Genomic DNA, 20300 nt, shown 5'->3' with positions numbered 1-20300 from the left:
TAATCTTTCGCTTCGCCACCGAACTGTTTAGCACAAACAGTTGCAATTGCAGCTGTTAAAGTTGTTTTACCATGGTCAACGTGACCGATTGTGCCCACGTTTACGTGTGGCTTATTACGTTCAAACTTAGCCTTAGCCATGAAATCATCCTCGTTTACGTCGAACACGGGTCAAAACAACTCAGTTTCGACAATCGCCTGAAAAAAACCAGACACCTGATACTTAAAAAGCAGACTAATAAGCCTGCTTTTGGAAAACTGTGCGAATAATCGCTTAAACTGTATATCTGGAGCTCTTATCGAGATTTGAACTCGAGACCTCTCCCTTACCAAGGGAGTGCTCTACCACTGAGCTATAAGAGCATAGACTTAGAATGGAGCGGGAGACGAGGGTCGAACTCGCGACATGTAGCTTGGAAGGCTACCGCTCTACCAACTGAGCTACTCCCGCTTAATGTTGGTATCAACAACTTCAATCTAAGTTAATGGTGGTGAGAGAAGGATTCGAACCTTCGAAACTTTCGTGGCAGAGTTACAGTCTGCTCCCTTTGACCGCTCGGGAATCTCACCTTTACACTTACTTCAGTGTTGTTCTTTTACTTCACTTCAAAACTTAAGATGGTGCCGGCACACGGATTCGAACTGTGGACCTACTGATTACAAGTCAGTTGCTCTACCAACTGAGCTATGCCGGCGTTTCTTTTGTTTCGTACGTTTCGTATCGGAACGGTGTGCAGTTTAGCAAAAAAGAAAAACCTTGCAAGTGTTTTTTTCAAAAAAAACGTGAAAAAGTCATAAAATCAAACCATTTGATGATAATTCAACCGCTTTGATCACTGCGCGAGCTTTTATTTGCGTTTCTTGCCACTCTGAAGCTGGATTTGAGTCCGCAACAATGCCCGCTCCCGCCTGAACATAGACTTTATTTTCACGAATTACGCAGGTTCGAATCGCAATCGACATATCCATTTCACCATGCCAGCCTAAATAACCAACAGCACCACCAAAAATTCCTCGTTTTACTGGTTCAACTTCATCAATAATTTCCATCGCACGAATTTTTGGTGCACCTGAAAGTGTCCCTGCGGGGAAAGTTGCTTTAAAAACATCCAAAGCATCAACATCATCTAAAACTTCACCCTGTACATTGGACACAATATGCATAACATGCGAATAACGTTCGATCACCATTTGGTCAGTCACTTGCACTTTGCCAATTTTTGCAATACGTCCAACATCATTTCGACCTAAATCGATCAACATTAAATGTTCTGCAATTTCTTTTTCATCGGACAATAGGTCTTGCTCAAGTGCTAAATCCTCTTCACGAGTCTTTCCACGTGGTCGAGTACCTGCTAATGGACGTACTGTGGCTATGCCATTTTCAAGACGAGATAAAATTTCAGGTGACGAACCAACCACATGGAATGGTTTACCATCGTTAAGCGTTACACCTTGCACAAGGAATAGATACGGCGATGGATTGAGATGACGCAGTGCACGATAAACCTGTAAAGCATCGCCATCGAAATCTGACACCATACGATGCCCAGGAACAACTTGCATCACATCCCCTGCACGGATGTATTCTTTTACTTTTTCAATAGACGCTAAGTATTTGTCTTCGCCTGTTAAGGATTCAAAATGTGGCGCAGTATGTTTTTTCGCTTGTAAGCTCACAGGCGTTGCAAGTAAGACTTCTAAATCATCGAGTTGCTTTTGTGCTTTCTGATAAGCATCGGCATCATTCACATCGGCGTGAACAACTAAAAATAATGTATCTTTCAAGTTATCAAAAACAATGACCGTCTTAGACAGCATCATCCAAATATCAGGTAAGCCCACAGGATCTGCTTCTGGCATGTTATTTAAACGTGGCTCGATATAACGCACTGAGTCATAACCAAAGTAACCAACGAGTCCTCCTGTGAAGCCTGGCAATGCAGGTAACTGCGCCACAGAAGGCACTTTAAACTGCGCCAAATAATCGCGAATGTATTGAAAAGGATCACTACATGATTCTGTTTGTAATGCACCATCAGGCGACTGTACGGTAAGCACCCCATCATTACAGGAAAATACGGTTGACTCACCTAGTCCAATAATTGAATAGCGTGCCCAATTTTCCCCACCTTCGACAGATTCAAATAAATATGCTTGTTTATGTGCTTTTAAGCGTGCAAATACAGAAAGAGGTGTGTCTGTATCAGCAAGACGCTGACGGTACACGGGAATCAAGTTATAGCCAGCGGTAGTGAGTTGTTCAAATTGATTTAAAGTGGTCATGAGGAATTTTCTCTTTTTCGATTGGATTTATAGCTGAAATAAAGTTTCTTTCAGCAACGCCATCGAAAAACGGTTTGTGTATTCATTCCTCACCCTTCTATATTAAGTATCGAACTCATTCTTTTTTGCTACGTTTTAAATTGCGGTTTTGCCTAAGAATCGGCTTATACCAACAACTCGGTTAAATTATCAACCACCTGCTGTGGCTGACATAAGCGAATATCTTCACCATGATTATAACCATAGCTCACCACAACACAATCGACCTCTGCCCGTCTTGCTGCCTCCACATCATTGCTTGAATCACCAATCATTAATGTCTTTTCTACATTACTTTGATAATGCTCTACACAATACAGTAATGGCTTAGGATGCGGCTTGCGCACTTCAAAACGATCACCACCAATCACATCAACAAAGTAATGATCCATTTTAAGTACTTCAAGTATTTTACGTGCAGGTTGCTCGGGTTTATTAGTGACACAAATAAGCTTTTTATGGTTTTGTATCCCCCACTCTAAAAACTCAAGAATGCCATCAAATGGACGCGTATCAACACAAGGATCGGCATTATAAATTTCAAGAAAAGTATCGAGTAATTGTTGATGCAATACAGGATCGATCTCGCCTTTTAAATATTTTAATGTGCTTTCACAAAATAAGGACGTACCCTTACCAATCCATACACGAACCTGTTGCTCTGTCACGGTCGGTAATTGCAAACGCTCCAAGCTTAAATTCATTGCACGATATAGGTCATAAGCTGAATCTACAAGCGTCCCATCTAAATCAAATAATAGAAGGTCTCGTTGATCTAGTTTTGCCACATCTATCATATTTTACTCGCTTCTAAAAAAGACAAAAGGCATGCGATTGCATGCCTAGAGTGTACCGCAATCGTTCAAGACTTACTTAAAGAATAGCCATGCAATAATTGCAAGTACAACCAAAACAATAATAGAGATCAATCCAACTTGAACATTTTTCTGCGCGTCTTGCTCTTGCTCAACACAAGCTGCAGGAATTTCCATTGGTGCTTCTTCTACACGGGCATGTATATCAACATTGCTAGGAATTGGTGCAGGCTTTGGCACTCCGACATTCACAGGCATACCATTAGCATGTAATGTCGTTTCTGTCGCACGATCTGCAAGGCTTGGCATACCTTGTGTATTCATTTGCTGTGCCGCTGTAGGTGCCACAGGTTCAGAAACGTCCTGAGTCTCAGTTTGCGCTGGTTCAATTACTTTTTCAGATTTTGTAATTTCTGGCTCAACCATCTCAGGAACAACCACTTTTTCAGACTCAATAATAACTTCTTCAGCTACAATCGGCTGTACGACCTCAACAACAGCAACTTGAGCTGTGTACTGCACACTTGCAAAACTTAGACTATCGCCATTTTTAACTTCGGTTTCTACCGCAATACGCACATCATTCACAAATGTACCATTGGAAGAATTAAGGTCTTGTACCCACAAAGCATTATCTTTGAGCGATAATCCTGCGTGACGGCGTGATACATCCGCAGCTTGTAATACCACATCTGCATCCTGATGGCGTCCCACAAGCATGTCACGATCTACAATTACACTTTGCGCCTGATCATCTGCCGCTTCTAGTTTCCAAGCCATGTCAATATTCCCAATCTAATTTCAATTTATATTAACACGCACATTCATATTTCCTGAATGTACCCGTTAAGATTTAGGGCGAACGGTTGTCGTCGTTACCGTATTTTTCGTTCTTTCTGTTTCTGTACGAGATTCTGTACGTTGAATGGCAGGTTCAATTGCTACAGGAGTTGTCACTACACTACTTTGCGTATTTACGGGTGATACACCACCTGATGGTACTTGTTGGTAACTTTGTGGCTGAGCGTTTTGTGGTTGCATGTTTTGCAAAGTTGAATTGACAGGCGATGTTAGTGGCAATCTTTGTTGATTTATATCTTCAACATTTTCAGGTAATTTGGCAAAATTACCCTCGGTATCCATTGCCAATTGTAGACTATAAAGTTGACTATAACGATCTTGAGCCAATTTACGTACATCTTTGCTATCACCCACAATAGTTGGATGAATAAAAACAAGTAAATTACGTTTTATACTACTTTTCCCATCTGAACGAAATAAACGGCCTAGACCTGGAATATCACCTAAAAGAGGAACGGACTGACGACTCTGCGAAACATCATCAGAAATTAAACCACCCAAAACAATCGTTTGCCCATGATCTGCAAGCACTGAGGTTTTTATGGCACGTTTACTTGTCACCAAATCCGAGGCTTGCCCCTTACTATCTGCAACTGCAGAAACCTCCTGCTCTACTTCCAGACGAATAGAACCACCCTCACCAATATGAGGAATAACTTTCAGCGTGACACCGACATCTTTACGTTCAATAGACGTATAAGGATTAGCTGTACCACCATTAGTCGTTACCGAACCCGTCACAAAGGGTACGTTTTCACCAACAACAATATAGGCTTCTTCATTATCCATAGTCAAAATAGACGGTGTAGACAACAAGTTAGATTTGGTATTTGACTTTAATGCTTGAATCAATGCCCCATATAATTTACGAGAACCATCAGCACCTTCTTTATAGTCACCCAAGATGAGCGATGTACCCGTTCCCATTGCGCTACCCAAACCAGCTGCACCACCAACCAAATAGCCTGCTGCGAGTTTAGATAAGCTTGAACCAATATTGTCAAAATTAATTAAACCCACACCACTACTTAGATCACCAAGCGCCCACTGCACACCCAACTGATCAGCATCATTACCTGACACTTCAATAATGGTCGCTTCAATAAGTACTTGTTGACGGCGCACATCAAGCTGTTGAATTGCTGCCTCAATTTCACGCATAAGTTGTGGTTCAGCTTTCACCACCAATGCATTTTGGGCACCATCAGCAATAATACTGACACCATTCGCATTAAAACTCGTTACATTATTTTGGTTATTATTGTTCGAGTTACTGTTCAAGTTAATAGATGAGCTCGTACTACTACCACTATTTGAAGACGTACTATTCCCTGAACCAGAATTCATTAAGTTATTATTACTATTTGAGCTATTGCTATTTGAAGAACCATTTGAACTTGAATTGACTGCCTGCCCTGTAACAAGTCCTTGTAAAATTTCAGATAGATTTTTCGCACTCGCATATTTCAGCTTAAAGACTTTTAAACCACCTAAACGATCTGCAGAAGGCACATCCAACATTTCAATCATGGAGCGTAGACGTTTACGTGTACTCGTATCACCTTTAATCATAATACGATTGGTTCGCGCATCAGCAACTACACGTACACGCGAACCTGCAAAATCTTTCGATGCACCTGTTGCACTCATCGCACTCAACTGTTCAATAATTTCTTCAGCTTGACTGTGTTGTAATGGAATCGCCTCAATGTCATTTTGACCCGTGCCATCTAAGTTACGCACAATGGTTTCAAGTTGATAAATATTGCTTGCACGATCTGAAACAATTAATGCATTTGTTCCTTGAATGGCTGCCAAATGAGCAAACTGAGGCATCAATGGGCGAAGTGCAGGAATCAAATCATTTGGGTTGGTATTTTCAAGCCAAATGACACGGGTAACCACTTGATCACCACGCGCATTTCGACTTGAATCATAGGGTACACCTGAATTTTTTACATTACTATCAGGGACTAAGCGAATAGTATTACCTGAAGGTATAGCAACTACACCATTGACATTTAAGACCCCAAGAAAAAGATCGTAAACTTCATCCTTATTTAGCGCTTTATTAGAAATGACTGTGACATTGCCACGTACACGTGGATCAACTGCAAAGTTTTTTCCTGTAATGTCTGCGACTTCATTAATAAATGCAGTCAGATCAGCGTCACGCAGATTAATTTTCCATGTCTGCGCCTGAGCCACTGTACTCACAGTTGCCAACAGGGGTGCCGCCGCGACCAACGCCCAAAGTGGTCGATTATGATTTGAAAAAGCCATAACTTATTATCTTTCCTAATTTATTTACAGCTACAGTCACTTATAAACTTTGCTGAATGGTCATCACCTGATCACCACGTTTAATTTCAATTTTTACTTTGCCTTCCCTTTTGGCTTGTTCAAGCAACTGTACATCGCTTTGCCCCTGCCCGACTGGCTGCCCGTTTAACGACAGAATACGATCTCCAGCCCTTAAACCGAGTTTAGTTTTTAATGCTGATGGTGTCTGATCAGTCACTTCGTAACCCTGACCACTTCCTGCATTGACACCCATATTTTTCATATATTGTTCACGGTCTTCATTCATTTTTTGAATGGCTTGACCCAAAACATTTTGATCAGAACTTGAATTACTCAATGGTGCAACCGATATTGGTGAACCTGAAGTTGATGAGTTCGAAACGCCTGCATTTCCACCCTCCAATGCTTCTATTGGCTGATTCAGTGTCTCTAAACCGTTAAATTTCAATTCTTTCGTTGCGCCATTACTTTGCTTTAGAATGACTCGATCCCAATACACTTCTGCCAATTGATACGAGCTATCACCAATCATTTGTCCAACCACAATACGATCTGCAACATCACCCGTTTTGATCACAGCCGAAGAATATCTTGCAGGCGTAGATACGACTACACCTTGCAACTGCATTGGTAAGCTATCATTTGCACTCGACGTACTTGCACCTTGCTCATAAAATAATGCAAAGCCTGAAATATTTGGAATTTGTTGTTGCTGAGAACCAGGACTGACCGAGCTCGGTTGCATCACTTGTGGTGGTGCGACCACCCACCAAAACATGGATGCAAGCTTCCAACAAAGTGCAAGAATCAGAAGCAATAAAACAATAGGCGCGAGACGATCAATCTTTTTGAGTGATAAATTTTCAAAATTTTCACGAAAATCTACCATTAGAATCCACCCTGAATTAAAGGCTGACGCGTACTAATAACATAGGTATCCAAACCTGCTTTACCATCATACGATGGAACATTAAGCAATAGGCGTTGTGTCAATTGCACATCGAGCATCATGCCCTGATCAAGCACAATATTTGCCATTTTTTGTCCACGTGCATCTTGTAAATCTATGATTAATTTTGTATTTTCATCTTTAAATATACCGTTCAATGAAGGCACACTCATACGATCTTGACGCTGTCCCATTGTATATTGCAATTCACCACCTGCCCATTGCAACTGCCCATCAACATCGCTAAAGCCTTTGTCTTTATTCATTTTAAATTGAATATCTTTAAGCTGAATGGCATTTGCAGGCCATTGCCAATTGACCACATTTTTCAGCGTATCGGGAGCAATCTGTCCCGTGATATTTTTAATAATAATATTTTTACCCAAGCCATACCCCACCACACCTTGTAGTTGTGTCTGTCCACTATGGATTTCAACATTGGCTGCGGCACGAAGTAAAATAAAATCTAAAGGACGAGTGCGCCATGAAACTGTGCCACGTAAATTGCCTTTTTGCCAATCGGCTTGACCAATCCAAATATTGCCACTGACATTTTGCAGGCTTTGATTATCTTTATAAAATTTAGAAATAAGCCATGTTGCAGGAATTTGTAGAAAAATAAAAATGACCAAAGAAATGAATCCAAGAATCCACCACCTCATTTGCTTTGATTTATTATTCATCCAACTGCACCAACTTATTCATTTATTCTTCCATGCGAGATGACACCTCTCTGAATAGACATTATGCATAGTTTTTGCAAATCGCCAATTCAATGCGCAAAAAAAACCGAGTATTCACTCGGTTTTTAAAATTTTAAAATTCAATCATGAACTTTAGCAGACCATCAGATCAAGAAATCTTCAAGTTTTGCGCCTTTTTCAATTTGAGCAACTAACCAACGTGGTTTTTTACCACGACCTGTCCATGTTTCAGCAGGATTACTTGTATTGCGATAGCGTGGCTCTACTGCTTTGCGTGTTGTTTTTTTACGTTTTTGCGCACCGTATTCAATCAATTGTTCAAGACTATATCCAACCGATTCAGCAATGTTAATAATATTATTATATGCATCTTCAATTTCTTGATCTTTTTTAGACTCTATTAAAGCTTCCGCCTCTGCTGTCAAACGACGAAGTTCTTCAACAGAAAGGTTACTGATATCTGGCATTACATATACTCCGAGAATAGCGATTTAATAATAATTTCAAAATTATAATATTTTTAATAGGGTAAATAAGCAATATTTATATGCGTCGCTACAACACAAATAAACAAAATAGTTATTCTTATGTATCACCATATCAGCAATTTATTCTGACTAAAATAAAAACACAATCATTTATACGACAACTACATTATATAAAATATAAAATTTTACCTATTAAAATTAACTTTTTAAATATAACAACTTTAATTTAAATGATGTTGAATAGTATTTTCAAGTGCGATTATTTTCTCTCGAATGATTTGTGGCATTAATGTCTTTTTCATTTCAACTTTATCGACAAAAACCACAACTGCTTCACCTAGAGCCACTATATCATTTTGCTGTGTACTATATAAAGCATAGCTCATACGCATTGCACTATTACGCAATTCTTCAACACGTACCCCTATATGTAATACATCAGGATAAAAAATAGGTTTTAAATATTTGCACTGATTTGATGCAACTACAGTATTTACATCATAACTAAAAATATCAAGTTGATCGAAATACCAAATACGCGCACTTTCCATATAACGGTAATACATGACATTATTAACATGCCCAAATGCATCCATATCTCCCCAAGCAATTTTCTGTTCAAAAATAACAGGATAATCAGCCAAAATATTCATTATATTTCTCATAATTTAAATGCAATAAAATTTGTGTCTTTCTCATAAATAGAGTTTAGTTGTTGAATCAGACTTTCATTACCATTTAATGCAGCTTTCACTCTTAAATAGTTCATCAATATATTATCAGGATATAAATCTAATAATTGATTTGCTTCTTCCATTCGCTCAGTTGCAGTGTAAATATGCCAACGCACAAATGTAAATACAGGAATACCTGGATATTGAACTTCAAACTGATTCAACTGTTGTTCAACAGCCATATAATTTGGATTCTGTTTTAATAGTTGATGTTGAAACCATAAATAAAAAACGTCTTGATCAAACTGCTCTGCCAATAAATACAAAGCTAAATCGTCATGCTGCTGACTTAAATCAGGGAGATGGGTAAGTAGTTTTAACCACATTTTTTTAACAGGATAAGCCAAAGCATTTAAATTCTGTGCTTCAATTTCATAGCGCTGTTGCAAATGTAAAATATGCTCTGCATCTGCCTGTTCAAATTGAGCAAGTAACTGCGTTAACCATAATACCTGCGTTTCCGTTGTCAATATTACTGACTGTGTTGCATCCAAATACAACCATGGAAAACGCACTGCAAAATCACCCCACAAAACACTGAGTCGTTGCGTAAATGTCTGTCCAATTCGAGCTAACCACGGCGAAAGATCATGCGCACTCAAAAACTCTAAATGTGTCAGGGCTTGAGCACCATCATTTTGTGCAAGAAAAATTTCAACACGTTCAATTTCTGCCAATTCAAAAGCCATCGCTGGACTGCTTTCCAACACTTTCAATGCTTCAGTATATTGTCCTTGTTGAATCAATAAACGAGCATCAATAATATGTTTGAGCAATCCTGACTGATCAAAGGTCTGCTTGATAAAACCCTGTTGCTCTTCTGCACCCTGTAGCATCCAAATCACACCCAACTGTTCATACGGATGTAATTGATTAAAACTCAGTATATTGTCCTGCTGACGTTTCATCTTAACCATGAAACGCTTTAGCCACAGCCACAGCATTTGCAATAAAAAACTAACCAATAGTGCAAAAAACACCACAACCCACAAGTTGGTTTGTACTTGCACATCATGCCAAAGTACATAGACGTAACCAGCCCCTGCACCGTAACTGAATACACTCATTGCTGCGATGGTCAATAAACCAAGTAAGGCATAAATCTGAAAAATGTGCTTCATTGGATTAACCCATAACCGCAAGGCTGTTGAGTTTAGGAGAAAGAAGAATTGGTAGTTGTTTGAGTTGAATAACTTGTTGTTTGATTTTTTGACTATCAGCATCAGGTAAAGTATCGAGCTGTTGAATCGCAAAATCGAGCATTTGTTGATAATCTTTCATTTGCCCATGCGACAAAGATTGCTGTGCTGACAAAATACGAATTTGGACTTCTTTTAAAATCATTCTGCGATTCACCAACTCAACCTCAGGTTGTTTGACACTTTGTACACTGAACCAATTTTGCCAAAAATGTGCTACGGGTTGTTGAGTCGGTTTAAGTTGTGTATTGTCCACTTGTATCATCAACTGATGATCCAATTGCAATAAAGCATCGTCAAACTTTTCAAGTTGTTGGTTTTTAGCGACGGTAAATTGCTGAATACTGGTCTTATCTTGTGCAATAGTTTGATGTAAACTCTGCTTTAATGTTTCAGCCAAAGCATACTGCTCAATGGCATAATCAAGCTCATTGAGCTTTTCAACGGCATACACAAACTGTTGCTGTTGTAGCGCAAACTGTACCAGTTCTAAGCGTTGTTTAATCAAAATAATCGGACTTAAACCCGTTTGAACTAATGCTGTCTGTGTTGTAGGTGCGGATGTGGCTGAACTTGAATCTACTCCACGTTTCAATGCCACAAGCTGATCTGTCAAAGTTGCATTTTTTTGCTCACTTTGATGTAAATCATTTTGAATACTGTCCAATTGCTGATTCATGACATACATGTCATAGCTAATTTTTATTAGCCACGCCAATGCCAATACTAAAATCAAATAGACAAATTTTTTCATGATTTTCTTTCATATTCCGCTAAGGTTTGAACAATATGCGCAGGATTTAAACACTCAATTTGAGTGATTTTAAAACAAAATTGTTGTTGTTTTCGATCTAATTGCAAAATTTCACTTAAACGCTGACCTAAAACCAAATAATGCATCTGATTTAAAACGTCGGGAGCATGCTGACAAAGTAATTTCCAATTATTCCAACTTGCCTCACTACTAATACACACCCATTTTTTTAAGTTTGGGCCCAAATGAGAAAAACAAACGTCCAACTGTTGAAAAACATGCCAACTCTGCTCGGGCAATACACGTTGATATAACACAAAATTGATTACTTCAATTTGACGATCAAGGCATTGTTGCATCATAAATTGGCGTCCACCTTCACCTCGCCAAAAAGCAATTTTGTTTAAATCATTTTGCTCAGAAAATAAAGGCAAACTCAACATGCCTTCTGATGTTTCAACTTCAGGAATAAGAGCATCTATCCCATATTCTGCCAAACAATCGGCTGTAGTTTTTCCAACAGCAATCCATTGGATATGTTGCAACTGTGCGAGAAGAACCCCACTTTGTTGTAAATACTGCATGCCAATGCTAACCGCAGTCGGACTCACCACGACAATGCATTGCACCTCAGGCAACCGTTTAAACAAGATATCCAACGTTGACGAATACGGACATGCTTGTAGCTCCAATAACGGTAGCTCTACAACCTGATAACCATTCTGTCTCAGTACAGCCGTTAATGGTTGTGCACGATCAGCAGGTCGTGTATTCACAAAAAGCGTTATAGCTGAATTCGTCATAGTTGAATGAATGTCAAAAATGGTCATTAACTATTTTGATCGTCATGCAATGCTTTTAGCAATGCTCCTGCACCCAATGTCAATAATTCTTGAGCAAGTACAATACCAAGTGCTTCGGCTTCTTCAGGCTGCCCCTTCACTTCGGCTTTCAACAAAGTTAGACCATCCACACTACCGACACGACCTTCCATATGAATACCTTTCTCGGTCAATGTCGCATAGCCTGCAATAGGCACCTGACAACCACCTTCTAAATAAGCATTGAATGAACGTTCAGCACGAACACAAGCATTTGTTTCAGCATGCATCAACGGTAAAATCAAGTTCAAAACTTCCTGATCATCACTGCGACACTCAAGCCCTAAAGCTCCTTGTCCTACCGCAGGTAAACTAATATCTGGAGTTAAATTATGACGAATACGCTCATTTAGACCCAAGCGCTTCAGACCCGCACTCGCCAAAATAATGGCATCATATAAACCCGCATCTAACTTAGACAAACGTGTGCCAACATTGCCACGTAAATCAATAACATCAAGATCGGGACGTTGTTTTAAAATTTGGCATTTACGGCGCAAACTTGAAGTACCGAGTTTTGCACCCTGTGGTAACTCAGCAAATGAAGTATAGCTATTGGAAACAAAGGCATCAAAAGGGTCTTCACGTTCACAAATCACCGCAAGCTCTAAGCCTTCTGGCAGTGCCATTGGAACGTCTTTCATTGAATGTACAGCTAAATCTGCACGACCATCAAGTAAAGCCGCTTCTAGTTCTTTAACAAAAAGCCCTTTACCACCTATTTTTGCTAAAGGTGTATCTAAAATTTTGTCACCCTGAGTGACAAAAGTCACCAATTCCACCTGTAAACCAATATGTAAACTTTCCAATCGTTCACGGATATGTTCTGCCTGCCAAAGTGCAAGCGGACTTTGACGTGTTGCAATTTTCAGAGTTTTCATCATCTTCAGGTCACTGTTGATTTTATTAACCCACTCAAATTAACCTGATAGCTTAAAAATGCAAGTAAAATTATCAATAACACAGTCATAGATACGATGATTTATAAGTTTTGCATACGCTCACGAAGGAAGGGTAAATGACGTCGACTCACTGCCAATTTTTCATTCAACTCACGGCAACGCACTTGGTATTGCCCTGCTGCAACGAGCTCTAAGCCATCCAAGAAGCTTAAAGAAATGAGCGCATTTCGATGAATACGAATGAATTTATCGGCAAATTCTGTTTCAAGATCTTTCAGTGTTTCGTCAATCAAAACACTGCCATTACGATGACGTACCGTGACATATTTTTGATCTGCAAGAAAATAATAGACATCTTCTAACGGAATCAATTCAAGTCCACGATAAGTTTTTGCAGCAATCTGCTGACGTTGATTTTTTTCTTCCATGAGTTCTTTTTTTTCTATATTAGACACTTGTGCCTGGGTGAGTTGAGTGACGCTTTCTAAAACACTTTGTAATTCTGATTTTGCAACAGGTTTAAGCAAATATCCTTTTGCTTGTGAACGAATTGCCTGCAACGCATGCTCATCGTATGCAGTACAAAAAATAATGGCTGGCATCGGGTTGTATTGACTCAAATGTTGCGCACAAGTCAAACCGTCCATTTCTGGCATTTGAATATCTAGCAAAATGACATCGGGTTCAAATTGTTGAACCATCTGTAAAGCTTGCTGACCATGCTGTGCCGTTGCAACAACATCATGACCCAATTGGGTCACCAATCGAGATAAGCGTTCTACAGCAAGTGGCTCATCATCACAAATCAGGATGTCCATTCTTCCTCCTCACCTCAATTAACGATGATTTTTTTAATGTGTTAATTTTCGACTTCTTTTATTTATAGTGGTATTGAACCACAGTGGTAAACATATTTTGCCCCGCAACCTGACGAAATTGTACAGAATGACCAAAATGTGCTTTTAACCGCTGTTTTACATTGTCCAATGCAATACCATGCCCTTCTCTTAAACTTATTCTATCCTGTATGAACGGGTTAGTAATGACTATAGTGACTTGATTTTGCAATATTTCGACCAATATACCAACCCTACCACAGCTTAATTTTTTTTCAACACCATGAAAAATACTATTTTCAAGTAACGGCTGCAATGTGAGCAATGGAATTTGAGCCTCTGTTAATAATGCAACTGTGGGCATATTCCACTCTACCTGTAAGCGATCACCGAGACGAATCTGTTCAATCGCAAGATAATGCTGACATAATTCTATTTCTTCTTTTAAACTCACGAGCTTTAGTTCTTGTAAACTCGCTCGAAACAAGCGTGATAAATCGATTAACATTTCTTCGGCTTTATCGGGATCTATACCGATTAAACTCACCACACTATTTAGGCTATTAAACAGAAAATGCGGATGAATTCGTGCTTGCATGGCTTGAATTCTTGCATTTAGCTCACTCGTTTGTTGCATAACCCATTGTTCACGCATATAAATATAGCGTAAACAAAATGCGCCGATTAACACGCCATAACTCAAATGTAAGGTTAAATGTTGCCCAAGCACCCCCCAAGACAAACCTTTTAGAGATAAACTCATACCCAAATAATGGCACAAATTTAAAATGACAGTGGTCAGTAGCACAATCATTTGTAAAAGAAAAAAACTACCCACATAGTTCCAAGCCGTACTGAGTTTTTGTAGCGTATTTTGAAAAAAATCGACCAATGCAGCAAATGCCAATAAAATCCAATTGATATACAGCACATAGCCAAGCACATGCGTGGCTTGTAAATTTGACCATGATTGTGCCTCAGCAAGTGCAATCAATAATGCCAATACATTACTCGTCATAAACAGTTCGACAAGATATTGCCAATGTCCAATTTTTGAAAAAAAATAAGAACGATGAAAGGTCGCCTGTCCATTTCCTGCAGATTCCTGTTGCAGTTTTTTAGCATGCTCGTCTGAATTTGCTATACTGCTGACAGTTCTACCGCTTTTTATCTTATTGAGCCGACATGACCACATCTTCTAATTCCTCTAATCCGTCACAAGCCCAAACTTCAGGCATGTGGGGCGGTCGTTTCTCCGAAGCTACGGATGCCTTTGTTGCTGAATTTACAGCATCTGTACAATTTGACCAACGCTTTTATAAACAAGATATTGCTGGCTCTATTGCACACGCAACCATGCTTGCAAAAGTTGGCGTACTGACTAACCAAGAACGTGATGACATCATCAATGGTTTAAACACCATCAAAGCTGAAATTGAAGCTGGCAACTTTGAATGGCGCATCGACCTTGAAGATGTGCACATGAACATTGAATCTCGCTTGACTCAACGCATAGGCATTACAGGTAAAAAGCTTCATACGGGACGTAGCCGTAATGACCAAGTGGCAACCGATATTCGCCTCTATGTCCGCGACGAAATCGATGCCATTTTGCAATTACTCGAAAAATTACAAAAAGGTATTTTGGGTCTCGCTGCAAACCACACCAACACCATTATGCCTGGTTTCACGCATCTACAAACGGCTCAGCCTGTGACTTTTGGTCATCACCTCATGGCTTGGTTTGAAATGCTAGTACGTGACTCTGAGCGTTTAATTGACTGTCGTAAACGTGTTAACCGCTTACCACTTGGTTCTGCTGCACTTGCAGGCACAACCTACCCTATCGAACGTGAATTTACTGCTCAACTTTTAGGTTTTGAAGCAGTGTGTGAAAACTCACTCGATGCTGTGTCTGACCGTGATTTTGGTATTGAATTCAATGCCGCCGCATCTCTAATCATGATGCATTTATCACGTATGTCTGAAGAAATGATTTTATGGACATCTGCACAATTCAAATTTGTGAATATTCCTGATCGTTTCTGTACAGGCTCGTCAATCATGCCACAAAAGAAAAACCCAGATGTTCCTGAGTTGATTCGTGGTAAGACAGGTCGTGTGTATGGTGATTTAATGAGTCTTTTAACACTCATGAAAGGTCAGCCTTTGGCATACAACAAAGACAACCAAGAAGACAAAGAGCCATTATTTGATGCCATTGATACCGTTCGTGGTTCACTCATGGCATTTGCTGACATGATTCCTGCATTGGTTCCAAACATTGAAATCATGCGTGAAGCTGCTCTTCGTGGTTTCTCGACTGCGACAGACCTTGCAGATTACCTTGTTAAAAATGGCGTGGCATTTCGTGATGCACATGAAATTGTCGGTAAAGCAGTTGCGCTTGGTGTTGCTGAGTCTAAAGATTTGTCTGAGCTGACACTTGAGCAACTTCAGCAATTCTCTGACTTGATTCAAGCAGATGTATTTGAAAAAGCCCTCACACTTGAAGCATCTGTAAATGCACGTAACCACATTGGTGGTACTGCGCCTGCTCAAGTTGAAGCGGCAATTGCACGTGCATATACACGCTTAGAAAAGCTTTACGCTTAATTTTAAATTAAATTTAAATTAAATTTGGAGTATTGATATGTCTCGACAAGTTTTTTGCCGTAAATATCAGGCTGAAATGGAAGGTTTAGACTTTGCACCTTTTCCAGGTCCAAAGGGGCAAGAATTGTTTGATACCGTATCTAAACAAGCTTGGCAAGAATGGCTTAAACACCAAACCACGCTAATCAATGAAAAGCGTTTAAATGTGTTTGAAGCCGATGCAAAAAAGTTTCTTGAAGAACAACGTGAGAAGTTTTTGAGTAATGATGAATCTTTAGAAAAAGCTGAAGGTTTAAAACCTGAATAATTTAAATTTAAAATGGCTATTTTGAATTTAAAATCAAAGATGCTCCCAATTTGGGGGCATTTTTTGTAGCAGTTAAATACTCTTCCAGTTTTTAAATTTAAAATGTAAAACCACTTTAAATTTATTATTGAAAAGCAGATTTTATCTATCATTTTTAAACTAAAAATAAATTAAGATTCTGTATTGCCTGTTTAATTTTAAATGTAAGCAACTATTTGTATCTAAATTCGCCGAAATAAACACTACAGATGCAGAATATTACATAGCATCACAATAATAATGCTGAAATTTACATAAGCAAAGCCTATATTATATCTATCACCTAGCAACTTGTAATGTTCTTGATTTCCAAAGTTATTGATTGATTATAGTACAAAGCGTTTTGTGAAATATGTTGAACTAGACATTTATACCTTATAAATGAGTTTCTCAGTTTTATTCCTAGGTTTCCCCCAAAATCTAGGAATTTTTTTTGTCTGTCATTTAAGATAGATTAAATAAAACCCACCGAAGTGGGTCAAATCAATCAGTTAAATACAGCTTATTTTTTCTGAACTTTTTCTTCAATTTCTTCAACACTGGTATGACGTACATCATAACCTTTCGCAAGATAAATCACCTGTTCAGAGATATTACGTGCGTGATCACCAATACGCTCTAAAGAACGTAGTACCCACATCACATTTAATACACGACTAATATGACGTGGATCTTCAATCATATAAGTCATGAGTGTACGAGTCGCTGACTGATATTCACGATCAATGTCAGCATCGGCAAGTAACACTTTTAATGCTTGTTCTGCATCAGCACGTGCAAATGCATCGAGTGCATCATGAATCATCACACGAACCTGATTACCAATATGACGGGTTTCCATATAACCACGAGGTGACTCACCCTCTTCACACAAGTTCTGCGCAATACGGGCAATTTTTGAGGCTTCATCACCAATACGCTCTAAATCTGTATTGGCTTTACTCATCGCAATTACCATACGTAAATCGATTGCGGCAGGATGACGGCGTGCCAAAATTAGGGTCAGTGCTTCATCAATTTCACGTTCATAACGATTGACCACATTGTCTTGAAATTGCACATCAATTGCCAAATTTGCATTGGTATCAAGTAAAGCATGAATTGCATTGGCGACCTGTTGTTCAACCAAGCCACCCATGGTCATAAATTTAGTACTAACGTCTTGTAAGTCTTCATTGAACTGAGATGAAATGTGATGGCTTAAAACAGGATTGCTTGGGCTCAAGATAGATTCTCCTGCGACAAAAAATGTGCAATGGTACAAATATTAGGCGACATTTAAACACACCATTTATGAAGCTTTAATGACAAAATACAGGATTTATATTATTTCATCACTAACCATTGATTTAAGTCTTGAATCGCTTGATCATTTAACTGTCCAACACTTGCTTTTAAGCGTAAAACATTCATTACATAGTCATATTGTGCATTGACATAGTCTTGCTTGGCTGAAAATGCATTGCGCTGCGCAAGCAAGACATCGACCATATTTTTCAGTCCTTCATCATATTGTGCACGTGAGGCTCTAGATACGATTTCTGCCGACTGCATTGCTGCTAAACGAGCCTTTAATATGGATTGATCTGTATCGATCTGTAAATACTGTTTTTTCACATCAATCGATGCCTTACGAATAGCAGCATCCAAGTCGGCATCGGCTTTTTTAACTTTAATGGTCGATTGCTGAATAGTCTTTTGAGTACGCCCGCCATTAAATAAATTTAAATTCATTTCAACGCCAATTTGATTAACTTGACCATTGCCACTGATCAAGGTTTCAGGCGATTGCTTGTTTATGCCATAACTTGCAACTACTTCAATTTGTGGATAGTTCGCAGCCTGATCAATACGGCGCTGATCATTTGCATACTGCTGTGCTAACCGTGCTTTTTGAATATCTAAATTATGGCTTTGCGCAAGTATCCGCCATTCATCAAGCGATGCAGGAATTGGTTGTTCATACTGAAAGTCATCACGCAATACTGCTAAATTTTCTTGGTATACACCAATAAGTTGCGTTAATTGTTCTTGTGCTAAAATCAACTGCACACCACCCGCGATACGATTAGCCCGAGCATTTTGAAATTGTGCATTGGCTTCACTGACATCACTTTTTGCTACTAAACCTTCACGCAGTTTGGCATTCATCATTTGCAATTGTTCAGATAGTGCTTTTTCTTCTTGGACATGAGTCATCGTTAATGCTTGTTGGCGCAGGACATTAAAATAAGCATCTGATACAGAAAGTAGATGTTGTTGACGTTGTAAATTCAACGTGACTTCACTCAGTTGTACCGAAGTTTTGACTTGCTTATAGCCCTGCCATGCATCCCAACGGAAAAGCGGTTGTCTTGCAGTAACGGTCAACTGACGTGTTGTTGATGTTTCTGTCATCAAATCTGCTGAACCATTTCCATTGCCTAATCCACCCAATGAAGCATCATCAATATCTTGATGTTTACGGGTAATATTGCCTGACAATGTCACCGTCGGCATGAGAACACCTTGTGCAATACCCAAGTTTAATTGGTCTGCTTCATACTGATATTGATGCGCTTGCCACTCAGGATCACTATCCTGTGCACGCTGTACTGCCTGCATTAAATCAAGTGCATAACTGAATGGACTTAAAACGATCAAACTTAAAAAAAGACAGGTTTTATTCATTTTTGATTACACAAATGCTTGGCTTTGGAAATATCCATTGCTAGACATATCCGTTTTTCACACAGTAACATAGGGATTGATGCAAAAAATTTGCTCTCATTTACCTATCTCTGCAACAAAACTACAATTCATTTCATTTATTTAGCACGATTTAAGCAAGAATAGAAATATAGCCTCAACGTTGTCTTCTTCTAAAGACAGCATATTTTTATTTTTAAATCTTTTCTTAATGGTTCTATGACTTTCAACTTTCATCATTTACGTGCTTATCGTGTACTGATCTTGAGTTCGATTGTGGTGCTTTCTGCCTGCCAGAAACCACCGCCTGAAATTGTACTTGAACATGAGCATACTGTATCGCAGGCGAATACTGCTCCTGATCTTAGTAAAATCTGTCAAGATTTGAAAATACAAATGCAAGACATGAATGATCAACGTACAACTTTTGCCTTGGAACAAATTAACCAAGATATTCGTATGTGTTTACCATTGATTAGTTTTAAAGAACAAAAAGAACTCTTAAAGCTTTCCGATCAAATGTACAGCCAATTTTTACATGTTGATCGTAATGCATTACAACAAAAGGCTTTTGAACAATACGCACAAAATGAATCACAGTACCCAACCCTCCAACAGAGTCTTTTTGAGCAATTACATGTCCGTGATCAATATCTCATTCGCCATAAAGGACAAGCCTATATTGAACTCATGGATGCAGGGAAAAATCATCTGTTCTATCGCAGAAATCCGCAGTATTTTGCTAAAGTCTTTGCACCTGATTTACCTCAAGCTGAAGAGATTTTTCTGACTGAAATGGCAAATCAAAATGAACAACCTTTAAGAGCCTATCCAGTATTAATTTCATTCTTTTTTAGCAATTGAAAAAATAATTTGTTAAATTTCCCCCATGAGAAAAC

The 20300-nt window shown here is 39.0% G+C and carries 20 protein-coding genes and 4 tRNA genes; 3 read left to right on the top strand and 21 right to left on the bottom strand.

Features of this window, described 5'->3' with window-relative positions; genetic code table 11:
• From ACK1JC_RS16095 to ACK1JC_RS16005, 19 genes are all read right to left on the bottom strand, one after another.
• Nucleotides 1-140, bottom strand: a 140-nt coding sequence (locus ACK1JC_RS16095; protein WP_409512859.1) for a GTP-binding protein, incomplete at its 3' end; no start/stop codon positions are given.
• A 147-nt stretch (nt 141-287) separates the two neighbouring features.
• Nucleotides 288-362, bottom strand: a tRNA-Thr gene (locus tag ACK1JC_RS16090).
• Nucleotides 363-374: 12 nt separating this feature from the next.
• A tRNA-Gly gene (locus ACK1JC_RS16085) sits at nt 375-450 on the bottom strand.
• Nucleotides 451-485: 35 nt separating this feature from the next.
• Nucleotides 486-569: transfer RNA gene (locus tag ACK1JC_RS16080), tRNA-Tyr, on the bottom strand.
• Nucleotides 570-618: 49 nt separating this feature from the next.
• Nucleotides 619-694 (bottom strand) — tRNA-Thr (locus ACK1JC_RS16075).
• A gap of 97 nt (nt 695-791) precedes the next feature.
• Nucleotides 792-2285, bottom strand: a complete 1494-nt coding sequence (gene trpE / locus ACK1JC_RS16070) for an anthranilate synthase component I (RefSeq protein WP_409512856.1) — start codon at nt 2283-2285, stop codon at nt 792-794.
• A gap of 164 nt (nt 2286-2449) precedes the next feature.
• Complete coding sequence (locus ACK1JC_RS16065; protein ID WP_409512858.1) at nt 2450-3118, bottom strand: HAD-IA family hydrolase; 669 nt, start codon at nt 3116-3118, stop codon at nt 2450-2452.
• Nucleotides 3119-3193: 75 nt separating this feature from the next.
• Nucleotides 3194-3919 carry an FHA domain-containing protein gene (locus tag ACK1JC_RS16060; RefSeq protein ID WP_409512855.1) on the bottom strand — a complete coding sequence of 242 codons (726 nt, stop codon included), beginning with the start codon at nt 3917-3919 and terminating at the stop codon, nt 3194-3196.
• Nucleotides 3920-3985: 66 nt separating this feature from the next.
• Nucleotides 3986-6283 carry a type II secretion system secretin GspD gene (gspD, locus tag ACK1JC_RS16055; RefSeq protein ID WP_409512854.1) on the bottom strand — a complete coding sequence of 766 codons (2298 nt, stop codon included), beginning with the start codon at nt 6281-6283 and terminating at the stop codon, nt 3986-3988.
• Nucleotides 6284-6323: 40 nt separating this feature from the next.
• Nucleotides 6324-7193, bottom strand: coding sequence for a type II secretion system protein N (locus ACK1JC_RS16050; protein ID WP_409512853.1), 870 nt, complete (start codon nt 7191-7193; stop codon nt 6324-6326).
• Nucleotides 7193-7936: a type II secretion system protein N gene (gene gspN, locus ACK1JC_RS16045; RefSeq protein ID WP_409512852.1), complete on the bottom strand. Its 744-nt coding sequence runs from the start codon at nt 7934-7936 to the stop codon at nt 7193-7195. The genes ACK1JC_RS16050 and gspN overlap by 1 nt, the downstream gene beginning before the upstream one ends.
• Nucleotides 7937-8100: 164 nt before the next feature.
• Entirely contained in the window at nt 8101-8424 is a 324-nt protein-coding gene (locus tag ACK1JC_RS16040) for an H-NS family nucleoid-associated regulatory protein (RefSeq protein ID WP_409512851.1), read from the bottom strand.
• 242 nt (nt 8425-8666) lie between these two features.
• Nucleotides 8667-9098: an acyl-CoA thioesterase gene (locus ACK1JC_RS16035; protein ID WP_409512850.1), complete on the bottom strand. Its 432-nt coding sequence runs from the start codon at nt 9096-9098 to the stop codon at nt 8667-8669.
• Nucleotides 9099-9106: 8 nt separating this feature from the next.
• Entirely contained in the window at nt 9107-10300 is a 1194-nt protein-coding gene (locus ACK1JC_RS16030; protein WP_409512849.1) for a heme biosynthesis protein HemY, read from the bottom strand.
• A gap of 4 nt (nt 10301-10304) precedes the next feature.
• A complete protein-coding gene (locus tag ACK1JC_RS16025; protein ID WP_409512848.1) occupies nt 10305-11132 on the bottom strand; it encodes a hypothetical protein in 828 nt (275 codons plus the stop codon).
• Complete coding sequence (locus tag ACK1JC_RS16020) at nt 11129-11935, bottom strand: uroporphyrinogen-III synthase (RefSeq protein WP_409512847.1); 807 nt, start codon at nt 11933-11935, stop codon at nt 11129-11131. Before ACK1JC_RS16020 ends, ACK1JC_RS16025 begins: the two co-directional genes overlap by 4 nt.
• A 26-nt stretch (nt 11936-11961) precedes the next feature.
• The gene (hemC, locus tag ACK1JC_RS16015; protein ID WP_409512857.1) at nt 11962-12894 is read right to left on the bottom strand and encodes a hydroxymethylbilane synthase; all 933 of its coding nucleotides are present in this window, start codon (nt 12892-12894) and stop codon (nt 11962-11964) included.
• 101 nt (nt 12895-12995) lie between these two features.
• On the bottom strand, nt 12996-13733 hold the full coding sequence (locus tag ACK1JC_RS16010) for a LytR/AlgR family response regulator transcription factor (protein WP_409512846.1): 738 nt from the start codon (nt 13731-13733) through the stop codon (nt 12996-12998).
• Nucleotides 13734-13791: 58 nt separating this feature from the next.
• A complete protein-coding gene (locus tag ACK1JC_RS16005; protein WP_409512845.1) occupies nt 13792-14946 on the bottom strand; it encodes a sensor histidine kinase in 1155 nt (384 codons plus the stop codon).
• Between ACK1JC_RS16005 and argH the strand changes: the two genes are divergently transcribed.
• Together argH and ACK1JC_RS15995 are read left to right on the top strand one after the other, a co-directional pair.
• Nucleotides 14937-16367: an argininosuccinate lyase gene (gene argH, locus ACK1JC_RS16000; RefSeq protein WP_409512844.1), complete on the top strand. Its 1431-nt coding sequence runs from the start codon at nt 14937-14939 to the stop codon at nt 16365-16367. The two genes, ACK1JC_RS16005 and argH, sit on opposite strands and share 10 nt — an antisense overlap.
• Nucleotides 16368-16404: 37 nt before the next feature.
• Nucleotides 16405-16674 (top strand): oxidative damage protection protein, encoded by a 270-nt coding sequence (locus tag ACK1JC_RS15995; RefSeq protein WP_409512843.1) that lies wholly within the window; start codon nt 16405-16407, stop codon nt 16672-16674.
• Nucleotides 16675-17215: 541 nt separating this feature from the next.
• Here the strand turns inward: ACK1JC_RS15995 and phoU are convergent.
• Both phoU and ACK1JC_RS15985 read right to left on the bottom strand, forming a co-directional pair.
• The gene (gene phoU, locus ACK1JC_RS15990) at nt 17216-17938 is read right to left on the bottom strand and encodes a phosphate signaling complex protein PhoU (RefSeq protein WP_409512842.1); all 723 of its coding nucleotides are present in this window, start codon (nt 17936-17938) and stop codon (nt 17216-17218) included.
• Between the two features lie 101 nt (nt 17939-18039).
• Nucleotides 18040-19383 (bottom strand): TolC family outer membrane protein, encoded by a 1344-nt coding sequence (locus ACK1JC_RS15985; protein WP_409512841.1) that lies wholly within the window; start codon nt 19381-19383, stop codon nt 18040-18042.
• 237 nt (nt 19384-19620) lie between these two features.
• Between ACK1JC_RS15985 and ACK1JC_RS15980 the strand changes: the two genes are divergently transcribed.
• Nucleotides 19621-20265: a hypothetical protein gene (locus ACK1JC_RS15980; RefSeq protein ID WP_409512840.1), complete on the top strand. Its 645-nt coding sequence runs from the start codon at nt 19621-19623 to the stop codon at nt 20263-20265.
• Nucleotides 20266-20300: the final 35 nt, after the last annotated feature.

It is taken from the genome of Acinetobacter sp. TY2, from assembly GCF_046269225.1.
Lineage (GTDB): Bacteria > Pseudomonadota > Gammaproteobacteria > Pseudomonadales > Moraxellaceae > Acinetobacter.
This window is presented reverse-complemented; position numbering and strand designations above follow the sequence as displayed.

Excerpts from the sequence above, each read along its gene's own strand:
- trpE (WP_409512856.1), bottom strand. The coding sequence starts at position 2,285 with ATGACCACTTTAAATCAATTTGAACAACTCACTACCGCTGGCTATAAC.
- ACK1JC_RS16060 (WP_409512855.1), bottom strand. The coding sequence starts at position 3,919 with ATGGCTTGGAAACTAGAAGCGGCAGATGATCAGGCGCAAAGTGTAATT.
- gspD (WP_409512854.1), bottom strand. The coding sequence starts at position 6,283 with ATGGCTTTTTCAAATCATAATCGACCACTTTGGGCGTTGGTCGCGGCG.
- ACK1JC_RS16050 (WP_409512853.1), bottom strand. The coding sequence starts at position 7,193 with ATGGTAGATTTTCGTGAAAATTTTGAAAATTTATCACTCAAAAAGATT.
- gspN (WP_409512852.1), bottom strand. The coding sequence starts at position 7,936 with ATGAATAATAAATCAAAGCAAATGAGGTGGTGGATTCTTGGATTCATT.
- ACK1JC_RS16040 (WP_409512851.1), bottom strand. The coding sequence starts at position 8,424 with ATGCCAGATATCAGTAACCTTTCTGTTGAAGAACTTCGTCGTTTGACA.
- ACK1JC_RS16035 (WP_409512850.1), bottom strand. The coding sequence starts at position 9,098 with ATGAATATTTTGGCTGATTATCCTGTTATTTTTGAACAGAAAATTGCT.
- ACK1JC_RS16030 (WP_409512849.1), bottom strand. The coding sequence starts at position 10,300 with ATGAAGCACATTTTTCAGATTTATGCCTTACTTGGTTTATTGACCATC.
- ACK1JC_RS16025 (WP_409512848.1), bottom strand. The coding sequence starts at position 11,132 with ATGAAAAAATTTGTCTATTTGATTTTAGTATTGGCATTGGCGTGGCTA.
- ACK1JC_RS16020 (WP_409512847.1), bottom strand. The coding sequence starts at position 11,935 with ATGACGAATTCAGCTATAACGCTTTTTGTGAATACACGACCTGCTGAT.
- hemC (WP_409512857.1), bottom strand. The coding sequence starts at position 12,894 with ATGAAAACTCTGAAAATTGCAACACGTCAAAGTCCGCTTGCACTTTGG.
- ACK1JC_RS16010 (WP_409512846.1), bottom strand. The coding sequence starts at position 13,733 with ATGGACATCCTGATTTGTGATGATGAGCCACTTGCTGTAGAACGCTTA.
- argH (WP_409512844.1), top strand. The coding sequence starts at position 14,937 with ATGACCACATCTTCTAATTCCTCTAATCCGTCACAAGCCCAAACTTCA.
- ACK1JC_RS16005 (WP_409512845.1), bottom strand. The coding sequence starts at position 14,946 with ATGTGGTCATGTCGGCTCAATAAGATAAAAAGCGGTAGAACTGTCAGC.
- ACK1JC_RS15995 (WP_409512843.1), top strand. The coding sequence starts at position 16,405 with ATGTCTCGACAAGTTTTTTGCCGTAAATATCAGGCTGAAATGGAAGGT.
- ACK1JC_RS15985 (WP_409512841.1), bottom strand. The coding sequence starts at position 19,383 with ATGAATAAAACCTGTCTTTTTTTAAGTTTGATCGTTTTAAGTCCATTC.
- ACK1JC_RS15980 (WP_409512840.1), top strand. The coding sequence starts at position 19,621 with ATGACTTTCAACTTTCATCATTTACGTGCTTATCGTGTACTGATCTTG.